This is a genomic window from Chryseobacterium candidae, from assembly GCF_004916905.1.
Lineage (GTDB): Bacteria > Bacteroidota > Bacteroidia > Flavobacteriales > Weeksellaceae > Chryseobacterium > Chryseobacterium candidae.
The window spans coordinates 13,410-33,720 of sequence record NZ_SDLV01000053.1; the positions used below are offsets into that span (position 1 = coordinate 13,410).

The window sequence follows — 20,311 nt, forward strand, 5'->3', positions numbered from 1 at the left end:
TGACAAACCTAAATATTGGGCACTTATCTAGGCTTATGTATCTTGTTTTTATCTCCTAACCTTACCAGATCAACGGTGTTTTTAATATTCAGTTTTTTATAAATTCTCGATTTGTAAGTGCTTACAGTAGAAAGATGAAGATTTAACTCATTCGATATTTCAATATTTCCATAACCTTTAGCCAGCAGATCAAATATTTCCTTTTCTCTTTCGGATAAAGTTTCCAGTGGATTAATGGGAGTATCTTTTTTAGCTGATAAAACCAGCTTTTTTACAATATCCTGAGAGTAATACGTTCCGGTTTCAAATATTTGCTGAACTGCCTCAAGGATATTGTTTTCATCCGATAGTTTATTAATATATCCATCAGCTCCCTCAATGATATACTGTACAGCAATATCATCGTCATATACTGAAAAAACAAGGATTTTGAGATTGGGTTGTATTATTTTTATTTCATCAATCATATTCAAATATTTGCTTTCCGGCATATTGATATCTAAGATGAGCAGGTCAAACGACTCTGCGCATAGTTTTTCTGTGAGTTCAGTATAGGATTCTGCACAGGAAATTGTTACATCTTTGTAGTGAGATTCAAGAATTAGGGTAGTACCTAATCTTACCACGAAGTGATCATCTGCAATAATAATTTTTCTAGTCATTTTTTGTTTTTTAATTTAATTCATATTATCGTTCCGTTGGGTGTATTATTTTTAAATTCAATTTTACCATTGATCCTCATGAGAAGCTGTAGAATAATAGGCAGTCCTAAACTGTGTTTTTGTAAAATAAGTTTTTCATAATAGGTCATTTGTTCTTTGTTTATTCATTTCCGTGTATCTTTTAGCTTCAGAAAAAATTCCTGCTATCTTCAATAGTAGAAAGTTCTATGATTCCATTAGTGGTGTTTTTAACCACATTGTCTATGAGATTATGGATAGTAACAGCAAACATTTTTTGATTGTTTTTTGTGCGAGTTGGATCTTTAATATTGTTGATAATAAGAGGATTTTGCTCTTTAGCTGTAACCTTAGAAAAAGCTTTTTTAGCTTCTATTACCTCATAAATGTTATAAATTTCAGCGTATTCCTTTAGTGGTTTCATAAAATTGTAAAAATCTACAGAAGATGTGTAGAAACTTTCGAAATATTTCTTTTGTATGCAATGATCATGTTCGTCAGTTTCATAGAGCTTTTGTGCTGTAATGGATAATTTTATGGGAGTAATAGTAATAATATCATGACATATTGTCTCCAATAATTTTTTCTGCCGCAAACTCTCTTTTCGGAGCTGTTCCTTGGTATATTCATGTTTTGAAAATGTTTTTGATAGTTTCCGGCTTCTTATTGCAATAATTTCTTCAAATTCCTTTATGTGGACTATTTTTTTATCAAAATAAATGAAGACGTCTTTATGATCTGTTTTTTCCTGAGTTCCATTTTTTACAAATAATCCATACAACTTGATTTCATGTAATGCTGTTTTTGTGCAATTGTTCTGATGATTTACAGTGCTTACATTTCTTTTGCTAATTAAAACAATGGTTTCAGTATAAGCCGTAAAATCATAAATAGAATCTTTTTCAATATTTCCAAAAAATGCAGAAAACCTCTTATTTTTAAGCTTAAAATGATTATAGGTTACAAAATTATTTCCATCATGGCCTACTAAGCCGCTTTCCGTACTCAGCCATATAAATCCGTATTTATCTTTAATGATATCTTTTACACTATTCTTGGGAAGTCCATTATCTGTGTCATACCATACAGAAGCTGCTTCTTGGCTATAGCAAAGTTGTATCCATAATAGGAATAGCAATATGAATGCTTTAAAAGACATTGGTATAAATTAAAGTAGTTGATGCATTTGTGTTTACTCTGTTCAATTAATATAAATGTAGTAAAAATTATTCATTGTTTAAAGAATTAAATGACATTTATAAACTACATGCGGTTAGATTAAAAATGACAACGTTAGTAATGTATCTTTACAGTAATTATTTTATGTTTTGTCAATGTTATCAGATATTTGCAGTATAAAATTATTACTTTCTTTTAGTGATTTAAGTTTATCATTTATTCATGTAATTTAAAGTAAAATTTTAATTTTATTTCACTTATTTGTGATTTTAATTCGCTTGTTTAATTAAAAAAGCAAGTTTATATGATTAAATTTTGGGTTAGAATAAATTGATCCTAAATAAAGAAAAGATGAACAGTAAGTATATAAGTATGAAGAAGAATGGGTATGATTAAGATCGCAAAAAGCACACACTACATATACCAGACTGTATTTTTTGCACAAACCGGAAGTATAGGGATCAATATAATATTATTTCTAAAAACATTCCGTATAAACAGACAGTCACCTGTTAGAGATCTGCCGATTATTGCTGCTAAACTTCTAGAGTTGCTGCCATAAATGCAGAAAAATTTAAACCCGTTGATCCAAACAATTTTATTGTAAACAAATTTGATAGTGTAGAATTGTTATATGGACTAGAAAATTTACATCAGGACAAAATCTTACCAACCCGGTTTTTATACAAAATTGAAGGGTACAGTCCAAAGGATATAGTTATTAGATGAATTAAGATTTTTAATTACAGTTTCGAATTCGTAGCATGACACTTTCCGCCATTTGGTTTTAAAAATATACAGATAGGATATAAATAAGAATAGAAAATTTTAATAATTGAATGTTAATGAAAATAAATAATAAAAAAAGAGTAAGTCAATATATGATTTCTCAGTTAATTATATTGGCGTTGCTTTTATTGACTATTACTATTCACATGTATTTGGGGTACAATTCAGTTTTAGTAATTTTATTCGTAATAGCATTACTTGTATATGGATGGTTAAAAAACCAGTTTATATTCGAATATGAGAATTCAGGACATGTGATTTCCATTAAAAGTTATCAATGGTTTTCAGGTGGGAAAAAATATCATGTCTTTGAAATGCCACAAAAAAAAATTGTAAGGATAGAAATAAAGGAAAGGACTTTTCGTAAATATTTAATAATTCTTTTTTCAAATTCTTCAGGCAGGATATTAAGAAGAAATATTGATATTACTTTTTGTAGTGAGAATGAAACTCAGCAGCTTTTAGGAGATATATCCAACAATTTAGTAAAAGAAAAATCAGGAACTTATTTCTTATAAAAGTAAAAGATTTTGCTTTTTGAATACAGATAAATTTTAAAAGCGGAAAATTTCAAAGATATTCATATTGGTGCTTTGGTATATGAGCATGTAAATGAACAAGATATTGATATGAGCAGAATTTGTAGATTATTACATTCAACAGAAAATGAGATGCTGGAAATGTATTCTATGAAATCATTGGATGTGGATATACTTCTAAAATGATCAAAACTATTGAGATATGATTTTTTTTCTCTATCCCACCCATTTTATCCTTTACCCTCCGGTCGCCAGACACAATAAAAATGAAGGGAGGTCAAAACTACCTCAGTTCCGGAAAAGTTTATATACAAAGGAAATGATAGACTATATACTGAAGATCTTGAAAGATAAAAAGAAGACTCCTGTAGAAATTATGGATCATTACAGGATTCCCAAATCAACATTGAATAAATGGAAAAGCAAGAACAGATAATAAATACAGGACCTGATTATAAAAGGATTTATCACGATTTTATAGAGTCTAAATGCCCGGAGAAATTGAAATATGTAAAGCGATATCTATCAAAAGAAATAATGTCTTTATCTGATATTTTGAAAGTTAATAATATTATATTTTATGATAGATTATCTGAAAATCAAAAATTCAAATCCTATAATAAACAAACTATTTTTGAAATTCTTGATTATCAAAAGAGGTATAAATTAAGTAATAGTCAGTTAGCCAGACATTTTAAATTAAGCAGAAATACCATTGCAAAGTGGAAGCGTATATTTTAAACGAATTATATTAACGGTAGATTTACCTTGTTTTTATCTAAGTTTTAAACAGTATCTCCAGCAATATTTATTATTAATTTCCACGGCATAAAAAAATTAATAGCTTTAGTACTCTTATTTACAGACATTAAATTTACAGGTAATATGTTTGACTTCAAACATTCCTTTTTTAAAACTTAATAAGATTAATGATTAAATATTACATAGAAATTGTAGCGATTCCTAAAAATTGAAAAATGCAAAACTTAGAATGAAATTTTTGATTTAAAGTTTTGCATCTTAATATATTAGACTGTTTTCTTGAATAATAACTATTTTGGGCTTGTATTATAGAATAGTAAATTCTTTTTTTGCCGGTCAGCATTAGACTTTATCCTAAAACTATTTCTTAGCCTGTAGAGATAAGTTATCCATATAAACAGCCTGATTAACGCCATTCAGCAAGACTTTCAACCCTAAATGTGAATCTTTTTTCAAAGAAACTGTAAATGTTTTTTTCTCTCCTGTTATTTTGGAAGGCTTAGTGATCGAAATATAGGTTTTTATATCTGAAGGGTTATCTATTGAGAAAAGTTCTAAGGTAGTTTCTCCTCCATTATCAGAAAGGTCAAGAGACAGTGTATAGGTTCCGGCTTTAATTTCCGGGGTTACCAGATACATATTTTCTCTGGGATTGTTCATAGAATAAAATATAATTCTTTTTTCACTGGCATAAAGCATCGCTTTTCCGGATTGAACACTCCAGCATTTATTGATATCTTTCCAGGTATCAAAACTTTCTGCAATAGTGGTTACGGCTTTACACTGCGCATTGGCTGTTAGAAGCCCTCCTATAAATGCTATTCCCGTAAGTACAATTTTTTTCATGTATTATTTTTATTTATAATGAGTAAAAATAAACAAAAAAAGGTTGTTGCGGTTGCTTTTATTTTATGATTTAAGTTAGTTTTGAGAATATGGATCTTTTTCTGGAAATAAAAGTGAAATAAAAAATGATTGTAAATTAGCGGTTATCTGACAGTAAAACAGAGGTGTTTTTCTATTTCTGTATGAAAATATTCAATAAAGTAAGTTGTATATAGAAAAAAATCCTAAATGTGGTAGGTGTTTAAGCCCTATTGGCGTATAAATTGATACAACAAACTGAATTGAATTTTGATGGCTAATGACTAGAACGACTGTAACTCTGATTTTCTTTTTAAGTGGTTTTTTCTTTTTAAATGCACAGGAGAAGAAAGATTCACTTTATTATAAAATTGAAGAATTTTCTGATAAAAGAAAAGTTACCAAATTCATTCACCGCTTTATATTTCGTAGAGAACCGGATTCAACTTCTGTTAAGTCCAATACTGAAAAACTTTCGCAAAACACTTATAACAAAAGAATTATCAGAAATGTCAGGATAGAAACCATTGACCCTTTCGGATATGGCTCTAAAGACAGTAAGGAAATAGGCAAATGGTATGACTGGATAAAGGATCACCTTCATTCCAGTACCACAAGATCTACAGTTAATAATTTTTTGCTTTTTAAAGAAGGAGAAGAGTACAACGCCCAAAAACTTTACGAATCTGAGCGTTTGCTCAGAACAATGCCTTTTATAAACAGAGTTAATATCAGTGTTTCTGATAGTATTTCCGGTAAAGACTCTATAGATGTTGTTGTAAGGGTTCTTGATTCCTGGAGTCTGAAGCCAAGAGTAAGCTATTCAGGAAGCAAGATTGGCCTGGGAGTTACTGAAGAGAATGTACTGGGACTGGGACACACCTTAGACTTTCTTTACAGAAATGACTCCAAAGAGAAGCAGGATTATCTTTTAGGAAGCTATACCACATATAATCTCTTTGGTACCTATATCAACGCCCAGATTCTTGGGGAACGGGATTTTTCGAGAAATGAAAGAATCAATTTCAGCCTCAGAAGAGACTTTTTCTCACCTTTAACGAAATGGGCGGGAGGTTTTACATTCGAATATTTTATGCGTAAAGTTTTGCTTCCGATAGAAACAGATACCACTTTTCCGGAAGTTCAGATTAAGGTGTACAGCGAAGATGTATGGGGTGGGTATCAGATTCCGGTTTCATCTGACCCCAGTGAGAAGGTATCCAGCAATATTGCCATAATAGGAAGATTTCAGAACTATCAGTACAAAGACAGTCCGGGAATTGACAAGTACAAATATTTCAGTTCTTATAACAGTTTTCTGATGTCTGTTGGGTTTATTCAGAGAAACTTTTCAGTTCAGAAGAATATTTTCCAGTATGATTTGCCGGAGGATGTAGCTTATGGTAATTCTGTGAACCTCATTGCCGGAGGCTTATCAAGAAATAAAGAAGTGAATCCGTATGTGGGGATCTCTGCATCTTACGGTCGTTTTACAAAGTTGGGATATTTCACAGTGAAAGCACAGTTTGGAAGGTTTTTTAATGAAGACAGCCGGAACAGGGAATCTTTCCGTTTTGACGGAACTTATTTTACCAACCTGATGGACTGGAAATTTGCCAAAGCAAGACATTTCTTCTCTCCGACATTAGCCTTGGGAAATCCACAGCATAATTACTCTTATAAGGATAGGATCAATCTTTCTTCTGCAGACGAATTTCCTGTTTACAATTCAGATTATATCGGGACAAAAAAAATAGTATTAAGATATCAGCTTCAGTTGTTTATCAATAAAACCTGGAAGAATTTCCATTTCAGTCCTTATTTAACTACCGCAGTGGGCTGGCTGGGAATGCCTGATGATAAACTGCTGAAGACCAAAGTCAATACAAAAATCGGAATAGGTGTGTTAATTAATAATCCATATCTTGTTTTCAACAGGATTCAGATTTCTTTTATGTATTATCCACGCGTTCCCTTTGATAATAATTCTGTTTTTGATTTTAACAGTAACAGAAATAATCTTTTACCTTTGAACAGTTTTGCAACAGATGTTCCTCATTTTGTCAATTTTGGAAATTGATGATAGAAAATAAAACCGTAAACTTAGCAATCTGAAAACACATCGCTTTTCAGGTTATAAATTTTAAAATAGGGATAGGATATTACCCAAATGGGTAATTGACAGGTTGTTATATAATTACAATATTTGTTATAAAATAAATTGTAGGCTGTAGAATATATTCAGATGCAATTTAACGCAAATCATTAACAACCTTTAAACTAATCCAGATGAAACCATTGAATTTTATTTTATTATTGACCACATTTTTTACATCTGTCGGCTTTTTTGCACAACAACCTTCTGCCACAACTTCTGTACCTACGATAACTCCTATAACAGATGCCGAAAAGTGGATTGCACTTTCTCCCATTTTGCTCTTTCTTTTAATTACATGTATTGTATTTTTTAAACTGAAAAAAGACAAGATATCTTTAAAGGACCTTCTTTTGGATAAGGATGCTAATGTTCAGATAGAAGAAGAAAAAACAAAGCAAAAAGAGGCTTTTTTAGCCGCTTCGTTTGGAAGCCAGCAGGCAATGATGGATGCTGCGGCAGCACTTAACAGCACTTCAGATTCCAATACCGAAAAACCTAACACAAGTGTAAGCCGTTTTCTTGCATTTATAAGCGGGTTAGTGTCTGTAGGTCTGGCGTGTGTTCTCACCACCTTTGCCATCTGGAACTATTTTGATGTAAATAATTTTCCCAATCTGAATGACCTCGTTGGTGTTTTACTTACACTGGGAATAGGAGTAGTGCCTTATGCATTTAATAAAATTACTACGGCAGCTAAATAGAACCACTTTTATATGCAAATTGTTTATTCAAAGAGAATACCCCGAGGCTCTGCCTCGGGGTATTCTCTTTGAATAAAGGTAAGTATTTAAAACTTTTGTGCCTTTTATGGATAAAATAATGATTATAAAAGTTTAAACAACCTCAACGATAAAAGAGCCGGAATCCCTACGGAAACATATTTTGTCGGTATTTAGCATAAATTGTGATGATTGTAAATAGCTGTTTTTAACTTGAAATAAGGAATACAAGGTTAATAATTAAAGCTGATAGCTGATCCCTAAATTAATTATACCTTTATATCCAAATCCTAATTCTGCGAATCCTGCAAGTTTTCCGCCTATTCTTACACCTGCTCCTATTACCTGAAAGTTGAAAGAACTGTTTTTTGAAGACATACTTTGAACATCTGACTGATTAGGACTAAGCTTTTCATTTGAAAAAGTATATCCTAAACCAACCCCTGAGTACATTCTGAACTTAGGCTTTGAGATATAAGAATAAGTACTGTTTACGGCCAGTGTGTAAATATCATTCTTCTGGCTGGCAATAATATGGTTTTGATCTTTAACGGAAGCTGTATATCTTTCATACACAAGGTCTGTACCGATAGTCCAGTTATCTTTAATGGCATAATTGTAACCAATAAAAAGAGCTCCGGAATGTTTTTCATCAGTGGCTTTCAGTTCAGCGTAAGAAAATGGTGCAGTTATAATATCTGAAAAGACTTTGCCAATTTCGTTGGAAGACAGCACACCATATCCTATCTTTATCTCTGAAGTGCCTTTTTGCTGGGCATTCAGCATACATGCATTGAAAATTAAGGAGTAAATGAAGATTTTGTTTAATCTGTTTGTCATCACTATATTATTTAATTATTTTAATGATTTTTTGTTGATTGTTTTTGAAAATAATATTCACGATATACATTCCTTTCTGGTAGTGTGAAAAATTTATTTTATGATCAGCAATTTCTGTATCTGAGATGTTGGATACCCTTCTTCCTTCACTATTGTAAATGATTATTTCTTTTATCTTTTCCTTACTTGTGATATAGGCAAAGTCTTTCACAGGATTAGGGTAAAATATAAACTCAGGCTGTATATTAATATCCGAAGTTCCCAGAGAACCAATAGTGATTGCTTTACTGAAAGTTTCTGCACAGGAATTTTTGCTGACAGTAAGTGATACCGTATAATTTCCCGGAGCGGAATAGTGATGAATCGGATTCAATGTCGAATCGGTGGTGCTATCTCCAAAGTTCCATGATACAGAAGTATAATTTGCAGAATGATTGGTAAAACTTACAGTCGTACCATTAATTCCAGCTATAAAATCCGAATGAAGATGAAACGTGTTAATGTTCCATTGCGCCGGATTATTAAAAAAAACAAGATCTGCAATATTCTGAAAATTTTCAGCGGTATTTTGAGCCAGTCCGTTATAAAAAGTGGATGGAAAGACATGATCCTGAAAAATTGCAGAATACATAGAAGCCGCCACAAGATAGCTTCCTTTAGGCCCCGGATGAATATCGTTATAAGATCCGTGAAGAGCCAGATCCTGCGAAGAATTATAGTAATGTTTTGCAGATTCTCCCGCAGGTACCATTTCCACCTGCATCAGATTAGACATCTTTGTAATGGAATCTTTAATTTTCTGCTGAAAAGCAAAATAGGTGTTGTAATCATTGGCAGAGGGTACTCCATAAGGAATTTCATACAGGAATATTTTAGAACAAGGACTGTATTTACGAATAGAATCTCTTATTTTTCGCCCGCGTTCGGCTGTTACGGAAACAGGATAAGAATGACCTGCAGATTCACCAGTTCCGGGCTGCATGATAACATACTTATAATTTTTAGACCTTATTTTCTGATACAATGAAGGATCATCCACATGATTCACAAATCCGGTTCCTCCGGGAGTATGGGTTGTTACAGACAGATTTTTCCCCTTTGAAGCGGCTATATTTTTGAAAATTTCAGGCATGTCATTAAAATAGGTCACACTGTTTCCGATAAACAGAACCTCATCGGATTGACAAAATGATAAAACTGAAAAGCCAGTACATATCAGAAAGAGTAGTTTTTTTATCATATAGATTTTTTTAAATTGTTATCTTAATAAAAGTACCTGCAGAAAACCACTTCTAATGCAGGTACAAAACACAAACGATGATTAAAAAATGTTTTATAAATATAATGTTATATCCCTGTTCAAGTATATTTTTTTAAAAGCACCTGCAGAAAACCCAATCTATACTGCAGGTACAACATTAAAAGGTGTTTAAATGAAAATGTATTTACTTTGCTGGATATTTTGATTTACTATGAGTTATTGATTGGGCTGTATTATTTTAAAAGATGTTGAGAAAAAGTACCTGCAGGTATCACGATTAACCTACAGGTACACGGTACTAATTATTACTATTTCTTAATTAATTTCGTATTGTAAGTAGTCTTGTCATCCTTTACAGTGATCACATACATTCCTTTAATCAATGAAGCTACATTGATTCTCTGGCCATCCAGTTTCCCTTCCTGAACAAGTCTTCCGTCCGCACTGTAGATTTTGTAATCGGCTTTGCCTTTCAGATTCTTCACTTCTACAAATGTATCTGCCGGATTAGGATAGATTTCAAGATCAGAAGATGACTGAACGGATTCCTTAACCCCAAGTGCCGCATTGATTTTTACAGAAAAATCCCATACCGAACCTCTTGAGAAAAGATCACCATTATCATTTAAAGATGGACTTGTACACGCATCAGCTGAAGCATTGAAAAAGCCGCTGGCTACTCTCATTCTTAATGTTTTGTCACCATTATAAGCATTGGCCGGAACTGCAAATGCAAAGCTTCCCTGATGTCTTTTATTGGCGTCCGGAGCAGCTCCGTTAATTCCTATTCTTTCCGAAGCCTCAAATACTCCGTTTCTGTTGTAATCAATCCATGCCTGTACCCAATCCTGAAAGTTTCCTCCTGCACGGTTAGCATACACAATATAGTTCATATTATATTGCGCACCCTGAGTAAGCTGAATCAGTTTCGCAGGGTCTTCCGAATAGTCTTTATAAGCGTGCTGAACGGTTGTCCCATTTCCAGCTAAATCCACATTGGCTAAAGTCACTCTCAAGATTCCGCTGAAATACGGACTGATTGTCGTATTTCCTCCCGTAGTCATCAGACAGTAATCATATCCTGTGCGTAATCCTTTAGTTTTAAAATTATAAACCGGTGAAAATTCTCCCGCAACATTATTAATCACGGACGAAACACGAACTTCATAAGAAGTTTCATCCTCAAGATTATTCAGCAATACAGAATTAATTGGGCTTACAGCATTAGACCAGTTTGCTGTTCCCATTTTTCTGTAATTCACAGAATAGGTTGCTCCCGGTACATGATTCCATGAAACGGTGGCTGAAGTTTTTAATATATCATTTTCAAAAGCAGCAAGCCCCGTTGGAGGATTATTTAATGAAGCAGGAGCACTTCCTACGGTAATTGAAGGTGAGACAGCATAAAATATATTTCCGACAGCTGAAATTCTCAGTTTAATGTTTCCCTGTAATGCAGCAGGCATCTGTATGTCAAGGCTGCCGTCATTAGGTGTTGAGGATGCCAGCTCTGTCCATGCTGATCCGTTATTCAGATCAGTTGTATACTCAATCTTTACATTGGCAACATTATAGGGAGCCAGGTTTGTATTGGCAACATCCCAGGAAATAGTATTGGAAGCGTTATTATATAAGATAGTAGCTTCGCTTAATCCTTTGAATTTGAAAGGTCCGTCATTTCCTACAGTTACTGTATTTTCAGCAGAAATAGTTAAAGGCCTGTTCGGATTATTATCACGAACAGATACAGCATAATGTAAAACTCTGGGGATGTATGAAACTGTTTCCCAGGTGTTTTTGTTGGTCAATTTACCGCTCATCACAATAGGAAGGCTTGGGAAATATCTTCTTCCGGTAGCCACTGCAGGAAAAGAACGGGTAAGAGAACCTTCAGGATTGAAGCCCCATCCGCTATCTCCGGAGATTGAACTGGTTGAGCCCACGCTGTCATACTGTTCCCAGTTATAGGTAAACTGATCTCCGTTAGCATCAACTGCATTGGCATCCAGGTAATATGCTGTTCCTTTAGGAATATGATAAGAAATAAGCGGAGTAATGGCAGGTGCATTATTGGCAATATTTTCAGCTACACCACATCCAACTTTACTTTCAAGGTTGGTAAGGATTTGATTGATTGATGAATAATGAAAATACGCATCACTGTTCATCTGAACATTATTGGCAGTAATTCCCGCATATCCCATAATGGTTGTACCTCCTCCAGGTTCTACATTGACATCCGAACCTTCTGTAACTGTAGAAAATGTATGGTTGCCTCCAAGCTGATGTCCCATCTCGTGAGCTACATAATCAATATCAAATGTATCTCCCACAGGATTCTGGTTTTGGGTAAATGCAGACCCTTTACCCAATGGCTCTGCAGCCGTAGGATCAGTACAGATACAACCTATACATCCTGCATTTCCATCCCCTCCGGCTGCATTAAAGACATGTCCTATATCATAATTGGCATCACCTACCTGAGCGCTTAAAGTTTGTTGCAGCTCGCCGTTTAAATCATCCGTATAAGGATCATTGGCCGGATTGGCATAGATGATATTGGGGAAATTCTGTATCGTAAGATGAATGGCAAATTCTTTTTCAAAAACACCATTTACACGGGTCATAGTATTATTCATCTGGGCAAGTGCGCCCGCAACACCTCCAAAAAGTGTTGTATACTCGCCGGTTGCAGACAAAGCCAGCCTATAAGTTCTGTACATTGATGCAGCTGGTCTTCCGGTAATATTGATTCCGGCAAGTTTGTTTTTTCCTGAATTCTTTAAAGATTTGATATCCAGTTCTTTTTTGCCTTCCATGCTGCAGCTAAAACCATGTTCAGAATCTGTCCTCTTGGTTTTATAGAACACTCCATAGGTTTTTTTATCCGTTGTGATAGGTTCTATAAACTGAAAAACACCATCCTTGATAATCATAGACTGCATTTCTGTAGGTGATGTACTGAACCTGACATATTTGGACGGATCGTCAATTCCAATCCCTACATAAGATCCTAATCCATATTTTTCTGCCAGAGATTTTTCCATGACAGGATTGCTGTATACAGCAAACTTTTCTATGGTTCCCTCAGCAGTGGGCAGCTGGATTGTAACAGCTTGTGCATTAGCCCCTGTTTCTTCAGCATTTTTTAATAACTGTATTAATGTATTGATATCAGTTTTATAAGCAAATTTGATTGTAACCTCTCTTCTGATGTCAGATGTTTTCTGGGAAGCGGATTCCCATCTTTGGGCATTGGAAAGACAGAAGCCTGATATCAAAAATAGTGATAATAGAGTTTTTCTCATTTTAAAAATTAGGTATTTAAATAGTGGTAGTGTGAAGAATGAATATAATATTCGGTTATTCAAAAGTAATTGCTAATTTTGTATTATAAGTAATGTTATATTGTGATTTCTTTACATTGTGTATGTGATACGTATGTATTTTAGCCAATGTGGTGATAGTGTAGTATTAATATTGCATTTTTATATTGATAATATTATGATGAAAAAACTAACTGTTTTATTCTTTTTGATTTCTTCCTTTTTCTATTCACAGCAGACAGAACAAGAAATGAAGAATATTCTTTTTGATATTGAGTTTTCTACTGCCGGGCCAAAAGAAATTGAGAAAATAGACAGTCTTATTAAAGTATGTAAGCAAAATTCTTACAATGATTGTGTGGCATTAGGGTATCTGAAGATCGCCAATATTTATAACCGGAACAGTGATATGAAGAGGTCCTTTTATTACACAGATAAAGTGGAAAAAGAAAACCTCATCAATTCAGATACAGATTTTGAAGTCATATTTTATCTCCATCTTCAAAGATCGTTGCTATACCAGAAATTAGGAGAAAGAGTTACTTCTTTGAAACAATTGGATGAAATGTATGATAAAGTGATGCAAACCAATAATGCTTACTTTATTTATCTTATCAACTGGCAGTATGCAGGAATATATAATGAAATTAATAAAAAAGAATTAGCATTAAAACATTATAAAACAGCATACAAATACTCCAAAATTTACAGAGAAAATAAAGGTGAACTTTACAGAATAGATAAGAATAGATTGAGCAACAGCTATAAAACTTCACCTTATCTTGCCGGAATATATCTGGACCTCAATAAACCTGATTCTGCGAAAATATATATTGAGGAAGCCATTCAGAATGAAAAAAAAATAGATGAAATAGGGATACGATACATTACGTCGTATTATGCTGGTAGGTATTTTAAATCCATTAAGCAAATTCCTGAAGCTCAGCATCACTTATGGATCTGTAAAAATATCGCTAATAATTATTATAAAAGCGAAAATTATCAAAAGTCGGTGGCTATGGAGCTAAAGAGCTTGTATGAAAGTACGGGACAAAAAGACAGCATTGCCTATTACTCCAATTGGCTGTTGGAAATAGAGTCTTCAAACAAAAACCAAAACCAGCTATTGAATGACACCGTTGATAAACAAAACGAACTTGAAACCAATAAAATAAAAAAAGAAACAAAAAATCTCTTTTTTATATTATCAGTAAGTGTTGCTGTATGTATTCTTTTCATTTTTCTTTTCCTGTATTACTATAGAAAACATAAGAGCAAGAATCTGGATAAAATTGATATTCCTCATCAGCCATCTGTAGATGAAAGTGCTTTTAAAGAAATTATACAGCTTGCCAAAGAAAATAATCCTGAGTTTTTAACCCGTTTCAATGAATATTATCCACATTTTTCAGAAGAGCTGCTGAAAATTTCTCCTTTAAAAATATCGGAAATAAGGTTCTGTGCATATATCTATCTGAATTTTTCTACCAAAGAGATTGCTGAATATACTTTCACCTCAGTAAGAACGGTGCAGACCAAAAAGTATAATCTAAGGAAAAAAATGAATATTCCCGGCGATATGGATATCTATGTATGGTTTTCTAAATTATTGAAATAAAAAAGAGACTGTTTCGAAATGAATTAGTCCCTGCTTTTAAATTAATCGACCTATCCCTTTTAGTAATACCAGCTTCGACAGGCTCAGCCTGAAAACGCTCAAAAATTTCGGGTGGTATTCGATTTTCCACCCTGAGCCTGTCGAAGGACTCTCAATAAGAAAACCTTTGTTAATGATTAATCTCGACTATTATTTAAAAGGATAAGTCAATAAATTAATTCCCAATTAAAAACCAGTCATTAATTTCTTATATGGAAATATGGATGCATTGTTGTCGTTAGCCTCTTTAAGCTCAATATTGCAGGCAGTTCCAGCGGCTTTATTATAAACTGCAAAATTTACATCAGTGTTTCTTTGAGCAGGAAGTGTTCCCCATAAAAGTACAAGATATATCATAGCTATTTCATAATTAAACAGATACTTAAAGGTTGGGTAAATTTCTGTTCAGGTACAATAAAATTTTGCAGGAGCAAATTGTTTGAAAGAATTGGAGTGAAAAATATCATCGAAGCAATATGCTAAGTAATAACGAATAATTTGATTTAAACTATATTTAAAAAAAATCAGCTCGAAACCGCTGAGAATCAAAATGGAATGCTCAGTATAACTTACAGTTTTTAATTAAAAAACCGATGGCTTTCTGTGTATTGTTTTCCTGAACATTCTCCCTCTGTAAAATTATAGAAGGAGAATATCCGGAACAGCTTAATTAAGCTGATAATTTGTAATTACTAAACTCAGGATGAAATGAACATAATTCTGTTCAACCTCTTTTCTGTTAATCAGTTTGTTTTTGTATTCATAGGAATTCAGGTCTCGGGATAATTTCTGATACGTTTCAAAATCATCACCCTTTACCTTTACTCTTACATGACCATCTTTTCTGTTGATAATGACATTATCCAAAGTTCTTACCTTGAATAAAACTTCACATAATGTAGGACGAGCCTTCATTGACCCGATATATCTTTCAACTATATTAATCTTGAACGAATCAAATATGATATTATTAAAAACGATTTTAGAATTAGGCTCCTGAGTGTTGAGTTCAAGTTTATAGTTCATTACTTTATAAATTTTGGCAAATATAAGTTTAATTATGCCAAAAAACAGACTGTTTTAATAGATCATTCCCATATTAATGATCGAATTTTATTCTGTAAAGACAAAATCATGTGAAAATGTGAATATTAGGGGCTTATAAATGAGCACGAAACAATTGTGAAGCAAACATTTTATGCCCTTTTATTTTTTTCATTATGGGCATTTGTGTAATTTTATTCACTATATAATAAAATTCATATTAATACCAATATAATGGAAAGATATAGTTATGGAATGGTTGGCCTTGGAGTAATGGGGCGGAATCTGCTTTATAATATCGCTGATAATGGGTTCTCAATCGCAGGATTTGACCTTGATCAGGAAAAAGTGAAAGAATTAGAAAGCGGAGCTGCTTCAGAAATGAAGGTGAAAGGTACAGTTTCTTTAGAAGATTTTGTATCCGTTCTGGAAGTCCCAAGAAAAATTATTCTTATGGTTCCTGCCGGAAAACCTGTAGATGCTGTGCTGGAAAATATTACCCCACTTTTAAGCGAAGGCGATATCGTGATTGATGCAGGAAACTCTTATTTCGAAGATACCAACAGACGTGTTGCTGATCTGGCATCCAAAAAACTGCATTTTATGGGAATGGGAGTTTCAGGAGGTGAAAAAGGAGCCAGAAAAGGTCCCAGTATAATGCCGGGAGGTGATCCGGAGGCATTCAAACTTCTGAAGCCGATGCTGGAAGCCATTGCAGCCAAAGTAGACAACGAAGCATGTACAGCCTATATGGGAAAAGGATCTGCCGGAAACTATGTGAAAATGGTACACAACGGTATTGAATATGCAATTATGCAGCTGATCAGTGAAGCTTATGATCTTCTTAAAAGAGGAGCGGGTCTCAATAATGAACAGCTCTATCAGGTTTTCAAAGAATGGAATAATGGCGAAATGAACTCATTCCTTATTGAAATTACCAGAGATATTTTTACCCAGAAAGACCAATTAACAGATGGCTACCTTGTAGATCAGATTTTAGATAAAGCAGGAGCAAAAGGAACCGGAAAATGGACATCCGAGCAGGCCATGGAAATCGGGGTTTCTATTCCCACTATTGACATTGCGGTAACTTCAAGAATTTTATCTGCCTATAAAAACGAAAGAGTTCAGGCTTCAAAAATATATAGTGAAAGCGAAATTATTAAGCCTGAAAATACAGAATTGTTCATCAAAGAAGTGGGTGATGCTCTTTTCCTTTCTACCTTAATCAGCTATGCACAAGGTCTGTCGTTACTCGTAAAAGCATCTGAAGAATATGGTTTCGAAATTCCTCTGAAAGATGTTGTGAAAATCTGGAGGGGAGGATGTATTATCCGTTCTGTATTGCTGGAAAAATTCTATTCAGCGTATACCCAAAATTCTAACCTTTCTAATATTCTTCTTGATCATGAGATTTCAGAACTGGTAAAATCAAAAATCAAAGCTTTAAGAAAAACAGCAGGATATGCCGTTGCCAACGGAATCTCAAGTTTAGGAATCCAGACGGCTTTGGGGTATTTTGATGCCTATACCACAGAATCTCTTCCCGTGAATCTGATCCAGGCTCAGCGTGATTATTTCGGAGCTCATACGTATCAGCGTATTGACAGAGAGGGAGTTTTCCATACTTCTTGGCAAAGTGCAAACAATTAAAATTCGGAAAAAATGAATCAAAATAGAATCTTGCAGCCAACAACTATCGTTATTTTTGGTGCTACAGGAGATCTGGCAAAAAGAAAACTTTTTCCGGCATTTTATAACTTATATATCGATGGAAGAATGCCCAAAGGCTTTAATATTGTAGCATTGGGAAGGGCAGAAAATACCAACGAAAATTTCAGAAATTATATCAAAGAAAACCTTGAGAGCTTCTCCAGAAAAAAAGTAACTTCCGAAGACTGGGCTGGTTTTCAGGCTCATATTACTTACTTTCAGCATCAGCTGGATGAAGAAAGCTCTTATCACAATTTACAGCAGAAATTACAGGATTTTGATTCCGTATATGGGGTAAGAGCAAACAGGTTGTTTTACTTATCCATCGGGCCTAATTTTATTGCTACCATATCCAATCATATCAAAACGACCTCATTGGCCTCTGATCCTAAGAAAGATCGCATTATTATTGAAAAACCCTTTGGTCATAATAAACAGTCAGCCATTGAATTGAACAGCCTTTTGGCTAAAACTTTTGAAGAAGAACAGATTTATCGTATCGACCACTATCTGGGGAAAGAAACCGTACAGAATATATTAGCATTCAGATTTGGAAATTCTATTTTTGAACCTTTGTGGGATCATAAATACATAGAATCCGTACAGATTACCGTAGCGGAAGAAGTTGGGGTAGAGACGAGAGGAGCTTTTTACGAACAGACCGGAGCATTAAGGGATATGATTCAGAACCACCTGTTGCAAATCCTGTGTATGGTAGCTATGGAACCGCCAGCTTCATTACTGTCCGGCGAAATCAGAGACCGAAAAGTAGACGTTCTGAAATCAATTCGAAGAATATCTTCCGATCAGGTTGAACATTATGCAGTAAGAGGCCAGTATGGAAAAGGAACCATAAACGGAGTGGAAGTGAAAGGCTATCGTCAGGAAGATGGAATTGCTTCGGATTCCAATACAGAAACTTTTGCAGCGATTAAATTTTATCTGGATAACGAAAGATGGCAGGATGTTCCTTTCTATGTCCGTACCGGAAAGAAAATGAAAGAAAAACATTCTTATATTACCATTCAGTTTAAACCGCTTCCTCACTCAACGTTCTCAGACAGTCCGCATCATTTATCGGCTAACAGACTGATTATTAATATTCAGCCCATGATGGATATCAGATTACAGTTCATGACCAAAAAACCGGGACTGACGCTGGATTTGAAGCCTGCGGAAATGATTTTCGATAATTTTGCCTGTAAAGAAGATACTCCGGAAGCTTATGAAACTTTGCTGCAGGATGCTCTTTTAGGAGATCTTACCTTATTTATGCGTTCCGACCAGGTGGAAGAAGCATGGGATGTTGTCACAACCATCCAGGAAGCCTGGGAAAATAATAAAGATCTTTCTTTCCCCAATTACAAAGCGGGAAGCTGGGGGCCGGAAGACGTTAATGCTTTGGTAGAAAGACAGGGACACAGCTGGGTATAAAAACAATCTAAATTTAAACAAACAGAAAATGAATATTACAGTATTTGACGATCTGGAAAAACTGTACACCAGGGCAGCAGGTGCATTTGTTGACCTTTCAAAAAAATCTATTCTGAAAAATGGCCGTTTTGTGGTGGCATTAAGTGGAGGATCTTCTCCCAAAGCCATTTTCAAACTTTTGGCAACACCGGAATATAAAGAACATATTGAATGGAATAAAGTCTACTTTTTTTGGGTTGACGAGCGCTGGGTTCCTTTAAATGATGATAAAAGCAACTTCCGGATGACGGAGGAGACGCTGCTCAGCCAGGTTCCGATAGATCAAAATCATATCTTTCCTATGTATGCTGAAGGCATAACTCCTGAAGATTATGCAAAAGCTTATGAGCAGCAGATCAGAACTATTCTTGGTGATGATGGAGTTTTTGATTTTATCCTGCTGGGAATGGGAGATGATGGCCATACAGCCTCATTATTTCCAGGGGAAGAAGTGCTAAATGAAAAAGAAAAATGGGTATCTGCCTATTATCTTAAGTCTCAGGAAATGTTCAGGATCACATTAACTGCACCAATAATCAATAATGCGGATAATATTCTGGCTATTGCATTTGGTGAATCCAAAAAACATGCACTGAATGAGGTATTGAATGGTGAATATAATCCTTCATTGTATCCAATGCAGCTTATTGAGAAGAAGGATGGATTTCAGTTTTTTACAGACGAAAAGGCCAGAGGTTAATACATTTCAATCTTTAAAAAATAAGAGACTGTCCCTGGACAGTCTCTCTTCATATCAACTATTCTGATACCGGATTCCCGGTACATACAATTTTCTGTAGATTAAAACGAAGATAAAGCATCCTAAATGAAAACAGCATCATTAGAAAATTCATGACGCTGTTGCATTTAGTGTTTTTACCTTAGTTGTTTTTTGTTCGAAACTTTTAATTTTTCCAACTCAAATAGTGTTTCTATATAAAATGGTTATTAGTTTGGAGCAAATATACAAAATAAGACACTTGGTAGTGTCTAAAGTTGAAAAAAAATAAAACTTTTTTGAAAATATTTTGAAAGGTGAATAAAATCCTTTCTAATAGGGCGTTGTAAGAGAATAGCAAAATTCTGAAAATTAGGTTTGGATAAATCTACAGCCAAGAAATAAAGTATTTACTTATATGTAATGGGTAAAAAAACATGCTTTATTAATAAAAGCAGCACCATTATATGATAATGATGCTGCCAGAGTAATGTTTTACCTCAGTAATGGAATATTAGAATATTTATACTGAGGGAACTAACGGTGCAATCTGATCTCTCTCAACCTCACAACTCTGATTGTCTGTTTA

At 34.1% G+C, this 20,311-nt stretch carries 17 protein-coding genes; 9 read left to right on the top strand and 8 right to left on the bottom strand.

Annotation, left to right across the window (positions count from 1 at the left end; all coding sequences use genetic code 11):
• Positions 1-23 precede the first annotated feature (23 nt).
• Together EK417_RS18900 and EK417_RS18905 are read right to left on the bottom strand one after the other, a co-directional pair.
• Complete coding sequence (locus EK417_RS18900) at positions 24-662, bottom strand: response regulator (RefSeq protein ID WP_136523038.1); 639 nt, start codon at positions 660-662, stop codon at positions 24-26.
• Between the two features lie 187 nt (positions 663-849).
• On the bottom strand, positions 850-1,839 hold the full coding sequence (locus EK417_RS18905; RefSeq protein ID WP_136523039.1) for a hypothetical protein: 990 nt from the start codon (positions 1,837-1,839) through the stop codon (positions 850-852).
• Between the two features lie 865 nt (positions 1,840-2,704).
• On the opposite strand from EK417_RS18905, the gene EK417_RS18910 reads away from it, so the two are divergent.
• From EK417_RS18910 to EK417_RS18920, 3 genes are all read left to right on the top strand, one after another.
• Entirely contained in the window at positions 2,705-3,166 is a 462-nt protein-coding gene (locus EK417_RS18910; RefSeq protein ID WP_136523040.1) for a hypothetical protein, read from the top strand.
• 223 nt (positions 3,167-3,389) lie between these two features.
• Entirely contained in the window at positions 3,390-3,623 is a 234-nt protein-coding gene (locus tag EK417_RS21670) for a hypothetical protein (protein ID WP_317129521.1), read from the top strand.
• Positions 3,602-3,928: a helix-turn-helix domain-containing protein gene (locus EK417_RS18920; protein ID WP_136523041.1), complete on the top strand. Its 327-nt coding sequence runs from the start codon at positions 3,602-3,604 to the stop codon at positions 3,926-3,928. Before EK417_RS21670 ends, EK417_RS18920 begins: the two co-directional genes overlap by 22 nt.
• A gap of 381 nt (positions 3,929-4,309) precedes the next feature.
• On the opposite strand, the gene EK417_RS18925 is transcribed toward EK417_RS18920, so the two are convergent.
• Positions 4,310-4,795, bottom strand: a complete 486-nt coding sequence (locus tag EK417_RS18925; RefSeq protein ID WP_136523042.1) for a hypothetical protein — start codon at positions 4,793-4,795, stop codon at positions 4,310-4,312.
• A 298-nt stretch (positions 4,796-5,093) separates the two neighbouring features.
• Between EK417_RS18925 and EK417_RS18930 the strand changes: the two genes are divergently transcribed.
• Both EK417_RS18930 and EK417_RS18935 read left to right on the top strand, forming a co-directional pair.
• Positions 5,094-6,893, top strand: coding sequence for a hypothetical protein (locus EK417_RS18930; RefSeq protein WP_136523043.1), 1,800 nt, complete (start codon positions 5,094-5,096; stop codon positions 6,891-6,893).
• Positions 6,894-7,102: 209 nt separating this feature from the next.
• On the top strand, positions 7,103-7,672 hold the full coding sequence (locus tag EK417_RS18935) for a hypothetical protein (RefSeq protein WP_136523044.1): 570 nt from the start codon (positions 7,103-7,105) through the stop codon (positions 7,670-7,672).
• Between the two features lie 258 nt (positions 7,673-7,930).
• Here EK417_RS18935 and EK417_RS18940 read toward each other — a convergent pair whose 3' ends face one another.
• The 3 genes from EK417_RS18940 to EK417_RS18950 all read right to left on the bottom strand — a co-directional run bounded on the left by EK417_RS18940 (position 7,931) and on the right by EK417_RS18950 (position 13,099).
• Positions 7,931-8,530, bottom strand: coding sequence for an outer membrane beta-barrel protein (locus tag EK417_RS18940; RefSeq protein WP_136523045.1), 600 nt, complete (start codon positions 8,528-8,530; stop codon positions 7,931-7,933).
• 7 nt (positions 8,531-8,537) lie between these two features.
• On the bottom strand, positions 8,538-9,770 hold the full coding sequence (locus EK417_RS18945; protein ID WP_136523046.1) for a T9SS type A sorting domain-containing protein: 1,233 nt from the start codon (positions 9,768-9,770) through the stop codon (positions 8,538-8,540).
• A gap of 329 nt (positions 9,771-10,099) precedes the next feature.
• The gene (locus EK417_RS18950) at positions 10,100-13,099 is read right to left on the bottom strand and encodes a reprolysin-like metallopeptidase (RefSeq protein WP_136523047.1); all 3,000 of its coding nucleotides are present in this window, start codon (positions 13,097-13,099) and stop codon (positions 10,100-10,102) included.
• 196 nt (positions 13,100-13,295) lie between these two features.
• Between EK417_RS18950 and EK417_RS18955 the strand changes: the two genes are divergently transcribed.
• Positions 13,296-14,735, top strand: a complete 1,440-nt coding sequence (locus EK417_RS18955) for a helix-turn-helix transcriptional regulator (RefSeq protein ID WP_168802033.1) — start codon at positions 13,296-13,298, stop codon at positions 14,733-14,735.
• A gap of 225 nt (positions 14,736-14,960) precedes the next feature.
• On the opposite strand, the gene EK417_RS21220 is transcribed toward EK417_RS18955, so the two are convergent.
• Positions 14,961-15,131, bottom strand: coding sequence for a hypothetical protein (locus EK417_RS21220; protein WP_168802034.1), 171 nt, complete (start codon positions 15,129-15,131; stop codon positions 14,961-14,963).
• A gap of 309 nt (positions 15,132-15,440) precedes the next feature.
• Positions 15,441-15,800 carry a prevent-host-death protein gene (locus EK417_RS18960; RefSeq protein ID WP_076597899.1) on the bottom strand — a complete coding sequence of 120 codons (360 nt, stop codon included), beginning with the start codon at positions 15,798-15,800 and terminating at the stop codon, positions 15,441-15,443.
• 252 nt (positions 15,801-16,052) lie between these two features.
• Between EK417_RS18960 and gnd the strand changes: the two genes are divergently transcribed.
• The 3 genes from gnd to pgl are packed head-to-tail and all read left to right on the top strand — an operon-like array spanning position 16,053 to position 19,704.
• On the top strand, positions 16,053-17,471 hold the full coding sequence (gnd, locus tag EK417_RS18965; protein ID WP_136523049.1) for an NADP-dependent phosphogluconate dehydrogenase: 1,419 nt from the start codon (positions 16,053-16,055) through the stop codon (positions 17,469-17,471).
• 12 nt (positions 17,472-17,483) lie between these two features.
• Positions 17,484-18,965: a glucose-6-phosphate dehydrogenase gene (gene zwf, locus EK417_RS18970; protein WP_136523050.1), complete on the top strand. Its 1,482-nt coding sequence runs from the start codon at positions 17,484-17,486 to the stop codon at positions 18,963-18,965.
• 28 nt (positions 18,966-18,993) lie between these two features.
• Entirely contained in the window at positions 18,994-19,704 is a 711-nt protein-coding gene (gene pgl / locus EK417_RS18975) for a 6-phosphogluconolactonase (RefSeq protein ID WP_136523051.1), read from the top strand.
• Positions 19,705-20,311 lie beyond the last annotated feature (607 nt).

What these genes read in the sequence shown, in the direction of transcription:
- EK417_RS18900 (WP_136523038.1), bottom strand. Translation starts at nt 662, where the DNA reads ATGACTAGAAAAATTATTATTGCAGATGATCACTTCGTGGTAAGATTA.
- EK417_RS18905 (WP_136523039.1), bottom strand. Translation starts at nt 1,839, where the DNA reads ATGTCTTTTAAAGCATTCATATTGCTATTCCTATTATGGATACAACTT.
- EK417_RS18910 (WP_136523040.1), top strand. Translation starts at nt 2,705, where the DNA reads ATGAAAATAAATAATAAAAAAAGAGTAAGTCAATATATGATTTCTCAG.
- EK417_RS21670 (WP_317129521.1), top strand. Translation starts at nt 3,390, where the DNA reads ATGATTTTTTTTCTCTATCCCACCCATTTTATCCTTTACCCTCCGGTC.
- EK417_RS18920 (WP_136523041.1), top strand. Translation starts at nt 3,602, where the DNA reads ATGGAAAAGCAAGAACAGATAATAAATACAGGACCTGATTATAAAAGG.
- EK417_RS18925 (WP_136523042.1), bottom strand. Translation starts at nt 4,795, where the DNA reads ATGAAAAAAATTGTACTTACGGGAATAGCATTTATAGGAGGGCTTCTA.
- EK417_RS18930 (WP_136523043.1), top strand. Translation starts at nt 5,094, where the DNA reads ATGACTAGAACGACTGTAACTCTGATTTTCTTTTTAAGTGGTTTTTTC.
- EK417_RS18935 (WP_136523044.1), top strand. Translation starts at nt 7,103, where the DNA reads ATGAAACCATTGAATTTTATTTTATTATTGACCACATTTTTTACATCT.
- EK417_RS18940 (WP_136523045.1), bottom strand. Translation starts at nt 8,530, where the DNA reads ATGACAAACAGATTAAACAAAATCTTCATTTACTCCTTAATTTTCAAT.
- EK417_RS18945 (WP_136523046.1), bottom strand. Translation starts at nt 9,770, where the DNA reads ATGATAAAAAAACTACTCTTTCTGATATGTACTGGCTTTTCAGTTTTA.
- EK417_RS18950 (WP_136523047.1), bottom strand. Translation starts at nt 13,099, where the DNA reads ATGAGAAAAACTCTATTATCACTATTTTTGATATCAGGCTTCTGTCTT.
- EK417_RS18955 (WP_168802033.1), top strand. Translation starts at nt 13,296, where the DNA reads ATGATGAAAAAACTAACTGTTTTATTCTTTTTGATTTCTTCCTTTTTC.
- EK417_RS21220 (WP_168802034.1), bottom strand. Translation starts at nt 15,131, where the DNA reads ATGATATATCTTGTACTTTTATGGGGAACACTTCCTGCTCAAAGAAAC.
- EK417_RS18960 (WP_076597899.1), bottom strand. Translation starts at nt 15,800, where the DNA reads ATGAACTATAAACTTGAACTCAACACTCAGGAGCCTAATTCTAAAATC.
- gnd (WP_136523049.1), top strand. Translation starts at nt 16,053, where the DNA reads ATGGAAAGATATAGTTATGGAATGGTTGGCCTTGGAGTAATGGGGCGG.
- zwf (WP_136523050.1), top strand. Translation starts at nt 17,484, where the DNA reads ATGAATCAAAATAGAATCTTGCAGCCAACAACTATCGTTATTTTTGGT.
- pgl (WP_136523051.1), top strand. Translation starts at nt 18,994, where the DNA reads ATGAATATTACAGTATTTGACGATCTGGAAAAACTGTACACCAGGGCA.